Source organism: Corynebacterium sp. KPL1995 (assembly GCF_000477935.1).
Classification (GTDB): domain Bacteria; phylum Actinomycetota; class Actinomycetes; order Mycobacteriales; family Mycobacteriaceae; genus Corynebacterium; species Corynebacterium pseudodiphtheriticum.
Genome location: NZ_KI515715.1, coordinates 248,016 through 263,096, shown reverse-complemented (window position 1 = coordinate 263,096; position 15,081 = coordinate 248,016). Strand labels below are relative to the sequence as shown.

The 15,081-nt window shown below is 55.8% G+C and carries 10 protein-coding genes and 1 tRNA gene; 7 read left to right on the top strand and 4 right to left on the bottom strand.

Translation table 11 applies throughout. The features are described 5' to 3' along the window. Positions 1-93: 93 nt before the first annotated feature. Both HMPREF1292_RS01190 and HMPREF1292_RS01185 read left to right on the top strand, forming a co-directional pair. Positions 94-166, top strand: a tRNA-Thr gene (locus HMPREF1292_RS01190). 1,016 nt (positions 167-1,182) lie between these two features. Next, positions 1,183-4,728, top strand: coding sequence for a Rib/alpha-like domain-containing protein (locus HMPREF1292_RS01185; protein ID WP_156912290.1), 3,546 nt, complete (start codon positions 1,183-1,185; stop codon positions 4,726-4,728). 208 nt (positions 4,729-4,936) lie between these two features. Here the strand turns inward: HMPREF1292_RS01185 and HMPREF1292_RS01180 are convergent, their stop codons facing one another. Genes HMPREF1292_RS01180 through HMPREF1292_RS01170 form a run of 3 tightly spaced genes read right to left on the bottom strand, consistent with a single transcriptional unit; the run spans position 4,937 to position 7,930 of the window. Beyond that, a complete protein-coding gene (locus HMPREF1292_RS01180) occupies positions 4,937-5,758 on the bottom strand; it encodes an ABC transporter permease (protein ID WP_023018377.1) in 822 nt (273 codons plus the stop codon). Beyond that, positions 5,758-6,804, bottom strand: coding sequence for a daunorubicin resistance protein DrrA family ABC transporter ATP-binding protein (locus HMPREF1292_RS01175; protein WP_023018376.1), 1,047 nt, complete (start codon positions 6,802-6,804; stop codon positions 5,758-5,760). Before HMPREF1292_RS01175 ends, HMPREF1292_RS01180 begins: the two co-directional genes overlap by 1 nt. 58 nt (positions 6,805-6,862) lie before the next feature. Continuing rightward, on the bottom strand, positions 6,863-7,930 hold the full coding sequence (locus HMPREF1292_RS01170; protein ID WP_023018375.1) for an App1 family protein: 1,068 nt from the start codon (positions 7,928-7,930) through the stop codon (positions 6,863-6,865). A gap of 142 nt (positions 7,931-8,072) precedes the next feature. On the opposite strand from HMPREF1292_RS01170, the gene HMPREF1292_RS01165 reads away from it, so the two are divergent. Further along, positions 8,073-8,786: a response regulator transcription factor gene (locus tag HMPREF1292_RS01165; protein ID WP_023018374.1), complete on the top strand. Its 714-nt coding sequence runs from the start codon at positions 8,073-8,075 to the stop codon at positions 8,784-8,786. Between the two features lie 65 nt (positions 8,787-8,851). Further along, the gene (locus HMPREF1292_RS01160) at positions 8,852-10,501 is read left to right on the top strand and encodes a cell wall metabolism sensor histidine kinase WalK (RefSeq protein WP_023018373.1); all 1,650 of its coding nucleotides are present in this window, start codon (positions 8,852-8,854) and stop codon (positions 10,499-10,501) included. A gap of 48 nt (positions 10,502-10,549) precedes the next feature. On the opposite strand, the gene HMPREF1292_RS01155 is transcribed toward HMPREF1292_RS01160, so the two are convergent. Then, entirely contained in the window at positions 10,550-10,975 is a 426-nt protein-coding gene (locus HMPREF1292_RS01155) for an HIT family protein (RefSeq protein ID WP_023018372.1), read from the bottom strand. 66 nt (positions 10,976-11,041) lie between these two features. Between HMPREF1292_RS01155 and purD the strand changes: the two genes are divergently transcribed. The 3 genes from purD (at position 11,042) to HMPREF1292_RS01140 (ending at position 15,059) form a co-directional block, all read left to right on the top strand. After that, on the top strand, positions 11,042-12,397 hold the full coding sequence (purD, locus tag HMPREF1292_RS01150) for a phosphoribosylamine--glycine ligase (protein WP_023018371.1): 1,356 nt from the start codon (positions 11,042-11,044) through the stop codon (positions 12,395-12,397). Between the two features lie 189 nt (positions 12,398-12,586). Beyond that, a complete protein-coding gene (gene purB, locus HMPREF1292_RS01145; RefSeq protein ID WP_023018370.1) occupies positions 12,587-14,005 on the top strand; it encodes an adenylosuccinate lyase in 1,419 nt (472 codons plus the stop codon). A gap of 154 nt (positions 14,006-14,159) precedes the next feature. Continuing rightward, positions 14,160-15,059 (top strand): phosphoribosylaminoimidazolesuccinocarboxamide synthase, encoded by a 900-nt coding sequence (locus tag HMPREF1292_RS01140; protein ID WP_023018369.1) that lies wholly within the window; start codon positions 14,160-14,162, stop codon positions 15,057-15,059. Positions 15,060-15,081 lie beyond the last annotated feature (22 nt).

Below are 15,081 nucleotides of genomic sequence, written 5' to 3'. Positions count from 1 at the left end.
TGCCGACGCCTGGGCTAAAATGTTTTCTCGTGCCCCGCGCATACCGCAATGCTGTGTAAATTCAGCGGTGGTTGCGAGAAACGGTTGCACGGTGCTGGAGTGGCGCAATTGGTAGCGCAACGCACTTGTAATGCGTCGGTTGCGAGTTCGAGTCTCGTCTCCAGCTCAGCATTCCCCTGGCGGGGTCGATTACTGCCAGGGGAATTACTGTTATTTTCCCTTGTCTGGTAATTCGGCCCCGCGCCTTGTGCGTGCCGATTTGTGGCTTTATTGATTCTCTGGCGTTACAAGAATGTAATTTTTATCAACAAGCATAAAGATTTTTGTTCTATTGTTGTTCAACATTTTTTGGGAAACGCACAGCTAAGAGCTCTCTATTGTTCGATAGAACGCGGAAATTTAATGCGAAAACCCAGATATGCTGCTAGGTTTCAGCCGAATGGTGCTTGCCGATCCCTGAAAAGCCTGTATCCTGTCGCTAGCAAGCTTGTTGTTCAGCTTGAAATTCCCTGACCCCAAATATGGGGCGACGTCTGATTCCCGGAAGGAATTATTTTGAATCACCAAATTCCCATGAACAAGGCAGTGCGCCGTAAAGGCGTTACCATCGCGGCCGCTGCTCTTTCTATGGCGCTGGTTGCACCATTCGCCCAGTCCGTTGCCTACCCTGAGATTTCGGCTGCTGCGCGCGCCGACCAATCAGACCTGAAAGAACGTGGGTCAGGTAAACTTGATTTCAATCCACCCGTGTTCTATGCGAACAGTCAAATTGATCTTGTTGGTCAGAAAACCGGTAAACGTTCTTTAAGAACAACCGGAATTTTGGCGGGAGAATTTTTCCCGGAAGGGACAAAATTTGAGTTGCAAGATCCAACCTGGACTTTTAGTCAAGGGGGTGGGAATACTGGTTGGTATGGTGTCGGTCGTAAAAATGATGGCTCACTAGTGACCACGCCTATAAATAAAGAGACTAAGTATAGTAATTCGCCTAGCAACCATCCATATGTGGTTGAAGAGACCGGTCAAATCCTGTTTTCACTTGGACCAAATGTAAGAAGAAGTCCAAAGACAGCCGGTACGTCTGTAAAAGTCCCAATGAAAGCAACTTTTGAAGATGCTCAAAACCGTAGGAAATATGTATGGACTTTTGATCAGGAAATAGTTTATTCTAAAAATCCGCAGGTGGCAAATCGACAACAGCCACCGAAGGGTATGAAAGATCCAGTGTTTGTCGGCGCGATCCCAGCAGAGTCCCTTCGTTCTCAGGGGAAAATCAAATTTGATGAAGGGGCGCCAAACATAGATACATTTGCTGGTTGGTACGGGCAGCCGATGGGTTCGATTGGCAAATGGTATGAACGCAAGAACGTGCCAAAATTCAACCCTAATTTGGCTGACATTGCAGAAGACGTTGAGCCTCAATATAAACCTGTAGAAAATGGTGGAACACAATCTGCGCAGCCAAGTTTTGTTGATCAAGATGATCAATCGAAAACCGCTGATAAACCAAACGGTACTAAGTTCAGCCTAGGAAATGGTGCTCCTGAGGGTGCAACGGTCAATGCTGATACTGGTGTGGTGTCACTAGCACAACCTGTCGATCAAGAGACCTCAGTCCCGGTTAAAGTAACCTATTCTGATGGTTCTTCGGATACAACTAATGTTGTGTTCAAGCCTGCTGCTAAGAAGACTGCTGAGCAGGTTCAGCCGAAGTATGGTAAGCCTAAGCCTGGTGGTAAGACTTCTGAGAAGCCAACCTTCCATGCTGAAGGCAATTCCGATGAGATCAAGGAAAAACCAACGGGAACCTTCTTCGGTAAGGGAGAAGGTGCCCCCGAAGGGGTGACTGTTGATTCGGAAACTGGTGTGGTTTCCCTCGATAATCCGGTGACTGCAGAGACCACCGTTCCGGTGAAGGTTGAGTACGAGGACGGGTCGACTGATCATGTTGATGTCGTTTTCACACCAGCTAAGAATTCTGCTCCGTCTATTTCTGGTTTGGGACCCAAGAGTGTTGTTGAAGGTCAGGAAATTGATCCGATTAAGCCTGTTGTAGAGAACAAGGGTGAGGGTCAGATCACTGCTTCTGGTTTGCCTAATGGTTTGAGCGTTAATCCTGAGACCGGTGAGATTTCTGGTACTCCGCAGATTTCGGATTGGAAGGATTCTTTTGATCAGGAAAATCCAAAGAACTCTAAGTTTGAGGATTCTCGTGATTTCGAGGTAGAGGTTACGGTTCCTGGTGAGCCTGCGGCTAAGCAGTCGTTTACTCTGACTGTTCAGCGTGATACCGATGGTGATGGTCAGCCTGATGCCACTGATGCAGATGATGATGGTGATGGTGTAGCAGATACTGACGAGCTTGAGAAGGGTTCGAATCCTAAGGATAAGAATTCCACTCCTGCTCCTGCTCCTTCTATTACTGGTGATGCTGCTGAGGGTGGTAATAAGCTGCCTGAGGGTACTCCGACTAAGGTTGGTCAGAAGGTTGCTAATCCGACTGAGGGTATGAGCGGTACCGTCACTATTGATGACAAGCCTGTTGCTGGTGCGAAGGTAGTTGTTGATCCGGAGACTGGTGAGATTACTGTTACGGTTCCTGAGGGAACTTTGGGTGATGGTGTTACTGAGAAGGCTGCGAAGGTTCAGATCACTGATGCTGATGGCAACAATGTTGGTGGTCCGATTGATGCGAAGGTGACTAAGGAGATCTCCAAGGTCGTCGATCCAGAATGGAAGAACACCAACCTTCCAGATGATGGTTCGCGCGTGAACGTTCCTAACACCGGCGATGAGATTCCTCATGACACCGATGTTGACTTGTTGGTTGGCTACGGTGAACACAACAAGGGTGAACAGGACTGGACCGTACGCCTGGAAGAAAATGGATCAATTACTGTGATCCCAGGCGGCGATGCAGCGCCAGAGGACTCCATCGAAGTACACGTGGAACTCACCTACGCAGACGGCTCCAAGGAGACCAAGACTTTCATCGTCAAAGTCCCTCTAACCTTTGAAGGATTCTTCCCAGAAAATCTCGGCGAACCGGACTATCCAAATAGCGGAGGTTCCGATCGTCCGAATACACCGAACACAACGCACGGCGAGTTCGGTCCAATCACAGGTGAGGATTCCGGTGACATCACTGCAGGAGATGTCTTCGACCAAGCCGATCGTTTTGACCCAGAATGGAACGATACCGATACACCTGAGGATGGTTCTGCTGTCACCGTTAACAACACCGGTGATGCGTTGCCTCACGGCACCACAGTTGAACTTGGCTGGGGCCACGGAACCCACAACAAGGGCACGCAAGACTGGGATGTCGAGCTGGAAGAAAATGGCGACATCACCGTCACTCCAGGTGCTGATGCTGAACACGGCGACTCTGTCTTGGTCCAGGCGGTAATCACTTACGCCGATGGTTCAACGGAGACTAAAGAATTCATCGTTCAGGTACCAGTTTCCGGTGAAGAGTACGTACCTGGAAACTTTGGCGAGTACGGTCCAATGCTGCAGTCTGAAGAAACCGAACTCACCGCTGAGGAAGCTTTCGGTCAAGCTGAGATGATCGAGCCTAACTGGGCTGATACCAGCACCCCTGAAGATGGCTCTCCTGTCACGGTTAAGAACACTGGTGATGCCTTGCCTCACGGCACTAAGGTAGATCTTGGCTGGGGCCACGGAACCCACAACAAGGGTACGCAAGACTGGGACGTCGACCTGGAAGAAAACGGCGACATCACCGTCAAACCAGGCGCTGATGCTAAGCCAGGCGACTCAATCGTCGTCGAGGTTTCCATCACCTACCCAGATGGAACCAAAGAAACCAAGTCCTTCGTCACCCAAGTACCAGTTACTGGCGAAGAGTTCGTACCAGGAAACTTCGGAGAGCTTCCAGTACTGACTGGTGATGATAACGATGACCTCACCGCAGGTGACGTCTTCACTGAAGCGCCAACGGTCAATGATGTACACCCAGGTGACAACATCATCACCGGTACCGGTAAACCAGGCGCTACCATCACGGTCACCGGACCTAACGGCTTCTCCACCACCACAAAGGTGAACGAGAATGGCAACTGGTCTATCGATCTACCTGGTGGAGCAACCCCAGAAGCGCAGTACATCGTTTCCCAAAAGGATGGCGACAAAGCTGAATCCGACCAGATCATTGTGACTGTCGGCAAGGGCAACGAGCCTCTGCCAAATCCAGGTTCGTCCGAACTGCCAGGATCCTCCTTGGGCTCCAGCAACTTCGACATTCCGCGTCACCTGCAGTGTGCAGTGTTCGCCGGTGGCGTCACCGCCATCCCGCTGATCCTGCTGTCGCCACTGCACAACATGTACGAACTGGTCATGAACCCGCACCTGGCCGGCCTGCGTGAGCAGTTCAACCGCGAAATCCACGCGATTGACCAGCAAGTACGTCGTAGCGTGGGACCAGAAGGACGCGCTGCACTGGACGTTCTGGATCACATCAACGGTCGCGTACACCAGTTCAACCAGCAGCTGGGTCAATTCGCTCACGAAAACCGCCACATCGGCCTGGCAGCAGCTGCCATCGCCGTAGCCGGCCTGAGCTACCAGCACTGCATGAACACCCAGGCCAACCAGTCCTCCTCGGCTACTGGTTCCTCGGTCGACCTGTCCTCATCCTCCAGTGAGCAGCAGACAGAGTCCCGCGGAATCGTCGGCTGGTTCCAAGGACTGTTCAACCGCAAGTAATAACGCGGAAGTCCCAGCACAAAGCTAGGACACGGTAAACCCCGGCCCAGGCCGGGGGATACCAGACGCGTAGCCCAGGCAACCGGGCACTACGCGCAAGCAATGCCCAAAGCAAACGGGGCATCTAGTGTGAACGCACTCTCAACAAGTGCCCATCACACCGGATGCCCCGTTTTGCTATAACCAAAGCGCCCAAAAACGCTAAAACCTAAGCCTTCCGGTCATAAGCCCGCACCGCAAGCGGACAAAAAACCACAAAGAACAACGCAGCGCCAACCAACACCAACGCAACCGGATTCTGCAAACTCCACACATCCGGAGTCTCCAACGCGCCATTATTACCAAACAAATCACGCAACGCCTGCACCAAAGCAGACAAAGGATTCCACTCCGCAAAAACCCGCAACGGCGTAGGCATCGTCTCCTGCGGCACAAAAGCATTCGACAAAAAAGTCAACGGAAACAACGTAATAAACGTCGCCGAATTCATCGCCTCCGGGCGCGGAACCACCAAACCCAACGTGACCATCAACCAAGAAAAAGCCCACACAAACAACAACAGCAACAAATAGCCCTGCACAAAACCCCAGAAAGACTCCGGACGCCAACCAATCGCCAAACCAGTAACCACCATCACCAACAAAGTGACACTCGCCAACGTGATATCAGCCACCGTGCGGCCAAAAACCACCGCCGAACGCGCCATCGGCAAAGTCTTATACCTACTAATCAAGCCATCCTTCTTATCATTCGCGATAAAAAGGCCCGAGGTAGTAGAACCGAAAATCGCCGACTGCACAAAAATTCCCGGCATCAAGAAATTTTCATAACTCATTCCCGGAATATCAATAGCGCCGCCAAAAACCTGCGAAAACAACAACACAAACATGATCGGCTGCAACACGGTAAACACGATGATATCCGGCGAACGGCGCATCCGAATCAAATTGCGAATAACCACCGCGCGGACGTCCGCAAGCCACATCGCAGGGGCAGAAGTAATAGCCGGGGTAGGGCTCGTAACGCTCATTAGTTAGTGCCGCCTTTCTGTGCAAATTCTTGCGTGCCGTGGGCCGGAATACCCGCCCCAGCGTCAGTATTCTCCGTGTGGGTTTCCCCAGTAACGCTTTGCCCAGTGAGATCCAAAAAGACCTCATCCAGGCTTGGGCGCGACATCCCAACATCATGCACCGCGATCTCCTGCGCGCGTAGCTTGGCCACCACCTGCTCCAGGGCAGCAGGACCATCGTGCACAGACACACTCAACTCGTTGCCATCAATGGTCACCGATCCGTGATCGGCCGCAACCGCATCCAATAAACTCTGTACGGCAGCATGGTCCGCCTGATTAACCGGCACCACGGAAATCCGCTGGCCACCGACACTAGACTTCAACTCATCGACAGTGCCTTCGGCAATGACCTTGCCCTGGTCAATCACGCTGATCTGATCGGCCAAATAGTCCGCCTCTTCCAAATACTGCGTGGTCAGCAGCAAAGTAGTGCCAGAACGCACCCGCTGTTTGATAACTTCCCACAAAGACAAACGCGCAGCCGGGTCCAAGCCTGTGGTCGGCTCGTCCAAGAACAAAATCTTCGGATCGTTTACTAAAGACGCCGCCAGATCAGCGCGCCTGCGCATACCACCAGAAAAGCTCTTGATCGGGCGGTTTGCGGCGTGCTCCAAATTAAAAATCTCGAGCAGCTCATCGGCGCGCTTTTTCGCACCTTTATCGCCCAGATGGAACAGGCGGCCCACTAGCATGAGGTTTTCCCTGGCCGTGAGCTCCTCATCAATAGTGGCGTTTTGCCCAGAAACCCCAATGCGGTTGCGTACCTCGTGGCCATGACGCACCACATCCAGGCCGTCGATGGTGACCTCGCCGGAAGTCGGCCGCGTGAGGGTGGTCAAGACTTTCACGGTAGTGGTCTTACCCGCACCATTGGGGCCCAACAGGCCCCGGACTGTTCCTTCCGCAACCTCCAGGTTTAGCCCATCCAAGGCATGCACGGTGCCGGATTTCGCCGCATAATTTTTCCGCACATCGCGCATACGGATCAATAAGTCATCAGTCATGGATGCAGATTAACACCATTAGGTGATGTCTCATCCAAGCTCGCGGCGGCTGTGCCAACTAGGCAAACGGCTTCTGCCGGTACTCCCGCAGCAAGGCATGGCCATCCGGGCCATAAATCGTCGGCACGGCGCCCCGGTTGGTGCGTGGTGGGCCGGTCAGGGAACTCATCGTGCCGTGCGAAAGCATGTGTTCGGTGGGGGTGAGCTCACGGATAGCGATGCCCGCGACTGCACCGGGGTGCTCAATGGCTAAATCGCCGTAGTTGAGTGGGTCGTGCTGCCCGTTATCGCCTACCAAAATCCACTTGATATTTGGGTAATCGATAATCAGGTTCCGCAACTGCACTTTCTTGTGTTCAGAACCGTTACGGAACAAACCGGTGGGGGTTGGCCCCCAGTCGGTCAACAGCAGTGGGCCTTGGGGCAGGTTGTTGTCGTCGATGAACTGCTCGAGCGTATGGAAAGTGTTCCACGCACCGGTGGAGAGATAAAACACCGGGGCATTGGGGTGGTCCTTAAGCAGCTCACTGTACAACTTCGCCATACCCGGGATCGGTTGCCGGTTGTTCGTCTTTTTGAACCAAGAATTGTAGGCCGCGTGCAAGGCGCGCGGGAGGTTGGTGACCATGATGGTGTCGTCAATATCAGAGATCAACCCGATGGTCTCTTCACTGGAGGTGATGAGCACTTTGGCCTTCACAGCTTCTGCGCCCTCGGCAGTGACATCCACCTCGCCCCAACCAGGTTCTAAGCCATGGCCGACGATGGACACATCAAAATAGCCGTTGGAATCAGTATAGGTTTGCACCACCTCGCCGCCGACGTGCACCTGCACCGGGTGATCGCCCACCTGGACGGTAAAGAATTGGCGGTAGCCTCGCTGGGCCTCGTGCGCGAAATTTTCCACGTGTCCTGCAGCTGTGCGGTGGCTGCCGGTAGCGGCAGAATCGGAATCATCGAACGTTGGATCGTCCATAAGAATTCGCCCGATAACGTGCACACGTTCAGTGGTGCCGTAGCCGGTGTACGGAACGATTTTCGGCAGCCAACCCGCCCGGGTCTTACGCTGGACGCCGTAGGTGTTGATCTTGTGCTCGGCTGCGCGGACGAGGTCAGAAAATCCCATATGTTCAACAATACTGGTTCAGCGGCCTTGGGTGCTCACAGAATCTATTCAGTGTCCGGTCAGTTGGGTGCAAGTTCCTAGCCGTAGAAAAGACTTAGATAAACTAGTTACACCAGCACCAAGAAAGAAGACAGTGATTTCCATGGATGATTACACCCATAACGATCCCGTTAAGGTTCTCGTTGTTGACGATGAAGCTAATATTGTTGAACTCTTAACTGTTTCCCTCAAGTTCCAAGGCTTCGACGTGCGTAGCGCTAACTCCGGCACAGACGCGTTGCGCGTGGCCCGGGAATTCCGCCCAGACGCTTATATTCTGGACGTCATGATGCCAGGCATGGACGGCTACGAGTTGCTGCAAAAACTACGTGCCGAAGGCCTGGAAGGCCCCGTGTTGTACCTGACGGCGAAAGATGGCGTCGAATCGCGCATCCATGGCCTGACCATCGGTGCAGACGACTACATCACCAAGCCATTTAGCCTCGAAGAAGTTATCACCCGCCTGCGCGTCGTACTGCGCCGCGGCAATGTGCAGGAGGATACAGCAGAAGATTCCTCGATTAGCTACGCCGATCTGACGCTGAATGATGACACCCACGAAGTCACCAAAGGCGGCGAACTCATTGAACTTTCCCCAACCGAATTCAACCTGCTGCGCTTTTTGATGCTGAATAAAGAAGTAGTGCTGTCCAAGGCGAAGATCCTGGATAACGTTTGGCACTACGACTTCGGCGGCGACGGCAACGTGGTGGAATCCTATATTTCCTACCTGCGCCGCAAAATTGATACCGGCGATACCCCGCTGATCCACACCGTGCGTGGAGTGGGCTACGTGCTGCGGAAACCACGCCGCTAAAAATGCTGAAGTAACTAAAGCCTTAATGCCGTTAAAGCAGAGCCCGAAGCGCTAGAATTACGCCAATGTCCGAGTCCGAGCCGCAGAAAGCCCCCGAACCAACCGCAGGATGGGGCACGCAGGGGGAACGCAAACGCCGTTCCTACCGCGCATACCGCACCCACCGGCCGTTGCGTCTGCGCACCTGGCTGGTGGTGCTCACCGTCCTGGTTTCTGCCTTCGGGCTTTTTGCTAGCTCGTTTGCGGTGTACTCCGTCATGCGTGAGGTCTTTTACCAGCGCGTCGACGACGACCTAACCCAATCCATGGCCGGGTGGGCACAAAATTCCGAACTCTTTTCCGGCAACCTTTCCGCCAGCCCGCCCACAGATTACGCCGTGATCCACATCTTCCCGGATGGTTCCTCGCGGGTGTATAACGACCGCGATACCCTGCCGCAGATCAACAACCTGGTCATCGGCGGTGGGCCGCGTAGCGTAGCGAGCGTTGACGGGCCACAGCAACCAGAATGGCGCGCACTGGCCAACCAGCAGAACGGCGTGGTGACGATCGTCGCCAAGAACCTGGAACGCGAAAACGGCCTACTACGCGGTTTGGCAATGTTGCAGGCCTTAATCAGCCTGGTCATGCTGGGATTTTTGGCATTATTGGCGTTTGCGGTGATTAGACAAACCCTGAAACCCCTGCAGATTGTGGAGCGCACCGCCAGTGATATTGCCGAAGGTGATCTGGACCTCCGCGTGCCAAAATGGCCCCTGAACACGGAGGTAGGCCAACTGGCGGCTGCCTTGAACATCATGCTGGAACGGCTGCAGGATTCCGTCGAAACCGCGCAGTCGAAAGAGGAACAAATGCGCCGCTTCGTCGGCGATGCCTCACACGAGCTGCGCACCCCATTGACCTCTTTGCGCGGCTACGTGGAGCTGTACCGCTCCGGAGCCACCAATGATGTGGACCATGTGTTTGCCACCATTGACGATGAATCCGGGCGCATGAAGTTGTTGGTGGAAGACTTGCTGGCGCTTACGCGGGCAGAAGGTTCCCGGCTGGATAAACGCACCGTCGACGTGCTGGAACTATCCCTGGCGGTGGTTGGTACCGCACGAGCCGCCTACCCAGAACGCACCATCCGGGTGGAAAATAAAACCACCGATATTCCGGTGGTTTCTGGCGACCCAGACCGCCTACACCAAGTATTGCTGAACCTCATCACTAACGGTTTGAACCACGGTGGGCCGGAGGCCTCAGTCACGCTGACGCTGCGCAAGGAAAGCCAAGCCGATTGTATACGCCTTGCGACCGAACAGCAGGAAGCCGGCGATAACTACGAGGCCGAGGAGAAAACCAGCGGCTGGAGCCAGGAAGACGGCAAAAATGGCAAGGCTGGGAAAGACGGCAACAAGGGCACAGACGGGGAAAGCGCGAAGGGCTACGTCTGCATCGACATCACCGACGACGGCCGCGGCATGAGTAAAGAAGTAACCGGGCTGATTTTTGAGCGCTTCTACCGCGAAGATCCATCCCGCGCCCGGGGTGCCGGTGGCGGCTCCGGGCTGGGGCTGGCGATTGTGAAATCGCTGGTAGACCAGCACGATGGTGAAATCACCGTCGACAGTGAACCAGGGGTTGGATCGACCTTCACCGTGCGCATTCCGGCGCTAGACGAGCCTTCGGCAAGCGAAGAAACCTTCGACGACTACGGCGAAAATTACTAAACAGCGGGCGAACAAACAGGAGCCGGAGGCCGCCCCGGTTCCGGGACGTTAAATCTTGGTGCCGTCCTCGTTAGTGCCCAGCGCTGCGCGTAGCTTCTGCGCAGCCTCGTCCATCGCGGCTTCATCGGTCTGATCGGCTGGGATGACGTTGGCGAAATTGAAATCATCCATGCTGCGGGCCGGGAAAACGTGAATGTGTGTGTGGGGGACTTCAAAACCAGCGATGACATTGCCAGCACGCGGGACGTCGAAGGCTTCGATCACGGCATTGCCGATTTCATAAGCAACCGCATTGATCCGCGCCCACAGCTCTGGGGCCATATCGGTCCACTTATCCACCTCTTCGACCGGCACCACCAACACGTGGCCGTAGGTGAGCGGCTCGATGCTCAAAAACGCCACCACATCCGAGCTGCGGTAGACGAAACGGCCAGGCAGATCGCCATTAATGACTTTGCTAAATACTGTGCTCATGCCACCACACTACCGGGCTTTGGTGCGCAGCCCGGCGGGCAAGCCCAGCCATATAGGATATAGGCCATGCGTATTCTCGTACTCGGAACTGGCGGCCGCGAACATGCCCTGCTGCAGGGGCTTTCTCGCGACGCGCAGAAAAATGACGCCCTGAACACTGAAGGTTCGAACGGTGAAGGTTCGAATACTGACGGCCAGAACGGTGCCTCCCAGGCCGTAGCCCATGAGCTGCATGTTTGCCCCGGCAACCCAGGCATGGAGAACTTAGCCACCCGGCACACCGATGCTGGCAGCGCCGATGACGCCGCAGCCATGGTGGCTTTGGCGCAGAAGCTGCAGGCAGAACTCGTGGTCATCGGCCCGGAAGCTCCGCTGGTTGCAGGTGTGGCAGATGCGCTACGCGAAGCTGGTTTTGCTGTATTTGGCCCCAACAAAGACGCTGCCCGCATCGAAGGTTCCAAGGCCTTTGCCAAAGACGTGATGGCTGCCGCTGGTGTAGCTACCGCGCGCGCCGAACAAATTACCCCCGGTGCCAGCGAGGAAGAGATCGCGCGGGTATTGCAGAATTTCGGTCCCAATTACGTCGTCAAGGATGATGGCCTAGCCGGTGGCAAGGGCGTGGTTGTCACCCAGGATTACGACGAAGCCGTTGCGCACATCCACGCCGTACACGAAGGCGGCAACCCCGTGCTGTTGGAATCTTTCCTTTCCGGGCCAGAGGTTTCCCTGTTCTGCTTGGTTGATGGCGAAGACGTGGTTCCGCTGCTGCCTGCCCAAGACCACAAGCGTGCCTACGACAATGATGAAGGTCCGAATACCGGCGGCATGGGCGCCTACACGCCATTGCCGTGGTTGCCGGAAGACGGCGTGCAGCGCATCGTGGACGAAGTCTGCCGCCCCGTAGCCAAGGAACTGGTTGCGCGCGGTTGTGCCTATTCCGGCCTGCTGTACGCCGGGCTGGCCTGGGGTGAAGACGGCCCAGCGGTGGTGGAATTCAACTGCCGTTTTGGCGACCCAGAAACCCAGGCGGTGCTTGCGATGCTGCAATCGCCACTGGCCCCGGCACTGGCAGCCTGTGCGAATGGCACCTTGGCTGAGCTGGCACCTCTGGAGTGGCACGAAGGCTCGGCTGTCACCGTCGTTTTGGCTGCACAGGGCTACCCGGCTAACCCGCGCCAAGGCGACCGGATTGTTTCGGAAGATATCGAGAACGCGGAAAAGATTCTGCACGGTGGCACTAGCCGCGAATCCGGCGAATACTACTCGAATGGCGGGCGCGTGCTGAACGTAATCGGCACCGGCGCGGATCTGGACGCCGCCCGCGAGGCCGCGTACCAGACCATCGGCGGCATCCAGATGGCCGGTGGATTCTACCGTCGCGATATCGGGGCCAAGGCCGCACGCGGCGAGATCAGCATTTAGCGATTACCCATGGTCGCTTAAAGCCCACGGTTGTCTAATACCCCGTTGCTTAATGCCCACGGGTGTTTAATGCCCACGGGTGTTTAATGCCCATGGTTGCTTGCCGACGCCCGGGGTAGGGGTGGCGTCGGCAAGCGTTGTCGGTCTAGCGAAATTCGTGTGATAATACACAATGTGACGCAACAAAAAATGCCGATGAGTAATGTCCTTGCCTCCCGCTACGGTTCTGCAGACCTAGTGAATCTGTGGAGCCCGCACAACAAGGTGATCTACGAGCGTCAGCTGTGGATCGCCGTGATGCGCGCCCAGCGTTCCCTGGGCATTGATATTCCCGCGGAGATCATCGCGGATTATGAAAAGGTCATCGACCAGGTTGATCTGGAATCCATCGCGCAGCGCGAGCGTTCCACCCGCCATGATGTCAAAGCCCGCATTGAAGAATTCAACGCGCTGGCGGGCCACGAGCACATCCATAAGGGGATGACCTCGCGTGATCTCACGGAAAACGTCGAGCAGCTGCAGATTTACAGCTCGTTGCAGATCATTCGCGATAAAGCCATCGCCGTGGTCTCTCGCGTGAGTGAGCATGCCGCCAATTACCAGTCGCTGGTGATGGCCGGCCGTTCCCACAACGTCGCCGCGCAAGCCACCACGCTGGGCAAGCGTTTTGCCAGCGCGGCGGAAGAAATTTTGCTGGCCATCGACCGCATCAACGGCCTGCTCAGCCGCTACCCACTGCGCGGCATCAAAGGCCCAATGGGTACCAGCCAGGACATGCTGGACTTGCTGGGCGGTTCGCACGATAAGCTCGCCAGCTTGGAAACCGAAATCGCGGACTACCTCGGCTTTGCCCACCTGTTCCATTCCGTTGGGCAGGTTTACCCGCGCAGCCTAGATTTCGACGCCGTCTCTGCCCTGGTGCAGCTCGGTGCCGGACCGTCTTCGCTGGCTACCACCATCCGTTTGATGGCTGGCAATGAGGTGGTTACCGAAGGTTTCAAAGAAGGCCAAGTTGGTTCTTCTGCCATGCCGCATAAGATGAACGCGCGCTCCTGTGAGCGGGTTTCCGGCCTGCAGGTGGTGCTGCGCGGTTACCTGACTATGGTCAGCGATTTAGCTGGCACACAGTGGAACGAAGGCGACGTCTCGTGCTCGGTGGTGCGCCGCGTTGCCCTGCCAGATGCGTTCTTTGCCATTGACGGCATGATCGAAACCTTCCTGACGGTGTTGGATGAATTCGGCGCCTTCCCAGCCATGATTGACCGCGAACTAGAGCGCTACCTGCCATTCTTGGCCACCACCCGCATCCTGATGGCCGCCGTGCGCGCCGGGGTGGGCCGCGAAACCGCCCACGAAATCATCAAAAAGCACGCCGTCGCCGTGGCCCTGAACATGCGCGAAAACGGTGCGGACCAAGACCTGGTGGAGCGTTTGGCTGCCGACGACGCACTGCCACTGGATAAGCAGGCTTTGGACGAGGCGCTAGCGGACAAGCACGCTTTCATCGGTGCCGCAGAATCACAGGTAAAGCGCGTACTGGCGCGGGTAAGCACACTGCGCAACGAGCACCCGGACGCTGCGAATTATCGCCCAGGCGAGATTCTCTAAGCCCGTTACTGTTCCGGCATGTTCTCCGGCGCGCCCCTTCTGCATGCCCCAGCATGGCTAAAGCAAGCCTGCGGGCATGCCTTAGCTTTAGCACCCGAATTCCTGAATCCCCGCATTTCCGAACCCTGAATTCACGAAAGGCCCACGAGCGTAGATGACCACGCGACCAGAACTTTCTGCTTATACCCCGATTGCCACTGGCAAAGTGCGCGATATCTACCGTATTGACGATTCCACGTTGCTGATTGTCGCCTCGGACCGGATCTCTGCTTATGACTACGCCCTGGAACCAGCAATCCCGGATAAAGGGCGGGTGCTCACCGCGATCTCTGCGTACTTCTTCGAAGAACTATCCCAGCGCATGGGTGTGCGCAACCACCTGGCAGGCCCATTGGATGACCCGCGCATTCCAGAATCCGTGCTGGGCCGCGCGATGGTGTGCCATGAGCTAGACATGTTGCCTTTCGAGTGCGTCGCCCGCGGTTACCTGACCGGCTCTGGGCTGAAGGAATACCAGAAGACCGGCGAGGTGTGCGGGGTGGTGCTTCCCGACGGCCTGGTGGAAGCCTCCAAGCTGGAGACCCCAATTTTCACCCCGGCAACCAAGGCGGAGCAGGGCGAGCACGACGAAAACGTTAGCTTTTCAGTGGTAGCTGATTCTTTGGGTGAGCAGCGCGCCGAGCAGCTGCGTAGCGCCACCGTGGACATCTTCGCTTGCGCGCAGCAGCTAGCTGCCGAACGGGGCATCATCTTGGCCGATACCAAGCTTGAATTCGGCTTGGATGCCGACGGCCAGCTGGTCTTGGGCGATGAGGTACTGACCCCGGATTCTTCCCGCTACTGGCCAGCAGATTCCTACCAGGAAGGCCAGGTGCAGCCGAGCTTCGATAAACAATACGTGCGCAACTGGCTCACCAGCGCGGAATCCGGCTGGGATGGTCAGTCGACCCCGCCCGAGCTCCCCGACGACGTCGTGGCAGCGACTAGGGCGCGCTATATCGAGGCCTATGAACGTCTGAGCGGTGCGCAATTTAGCGACTGGCTAGGCGGTTAAACGTCGGCAAGCACCCCGGAAA

Bases quoted from the DNA above. Each gene is read 5' to 3' on its own strand.
- HMPREF1292_RS01155 (WP_023018372.1), bottom strand. From the start codon at position 10,975: ATGAGCACAGTATTTAGCAAAGTCATTAATGGCGATCTGCCTGGCCGT.
- HMPREF1292_RS01160 (WP_023018373.1), top strand. From the start codon at position 8,852: ATGTCCGAGTCCGAGCCGCAGAAAGCCCCCGAACCAACCGCAGGATGG.
- HMPREF1292_RS01165 (WP_023018374.1), top strand. From the start codon at position 8,073: ATGGATGATTACACCCATAACGATCCCGTTAAGGTTCTCGTTGTTGAC.
- purD (WP_023018371.1), top strand. From the start codon at position 11,042: ATGCGTATTCTCGTACTCGGAACTGGCGGCCGCGAACATGCCCTGCTG.
- purB (WP_023018370.1), top strand. From the start codon at position 12,587: ATGCCGATGAGTAATGTCCTTGCCTCCCGCTACGGTTCTGCAGACCTA.
- HMPREF1292_RS01175 (WP_023018376.1), bottom strand. From the start codon at position 6,804: ATGACTGATGACTTATTGATCCGTATGCGCGATGTGCGGAAAAATTAT.
- HMPREF1292_RS01170 (WP_023018375.1), bottom strand. From the start codon at position 7,930: ATGGGATTTTCTGACCTCGTCCGCGCAGCCGAGCACAAGATCAACACC.
- HMPREF1292_RS01180 (WP_023018377.1), bottom strand. From the start codon at position 5,758: ATGAGCGTTACGAGCCCTACCCCGGCTATTACTTCTGCCCCTGCGATG.
- HMPREF1292_RS01140 (WP_023018369.1), top strand. From the start codon at position 14,160: ATGACCACGCGACCAGAACTTTCTGCTTATACCCCGATTGCCACTGGC.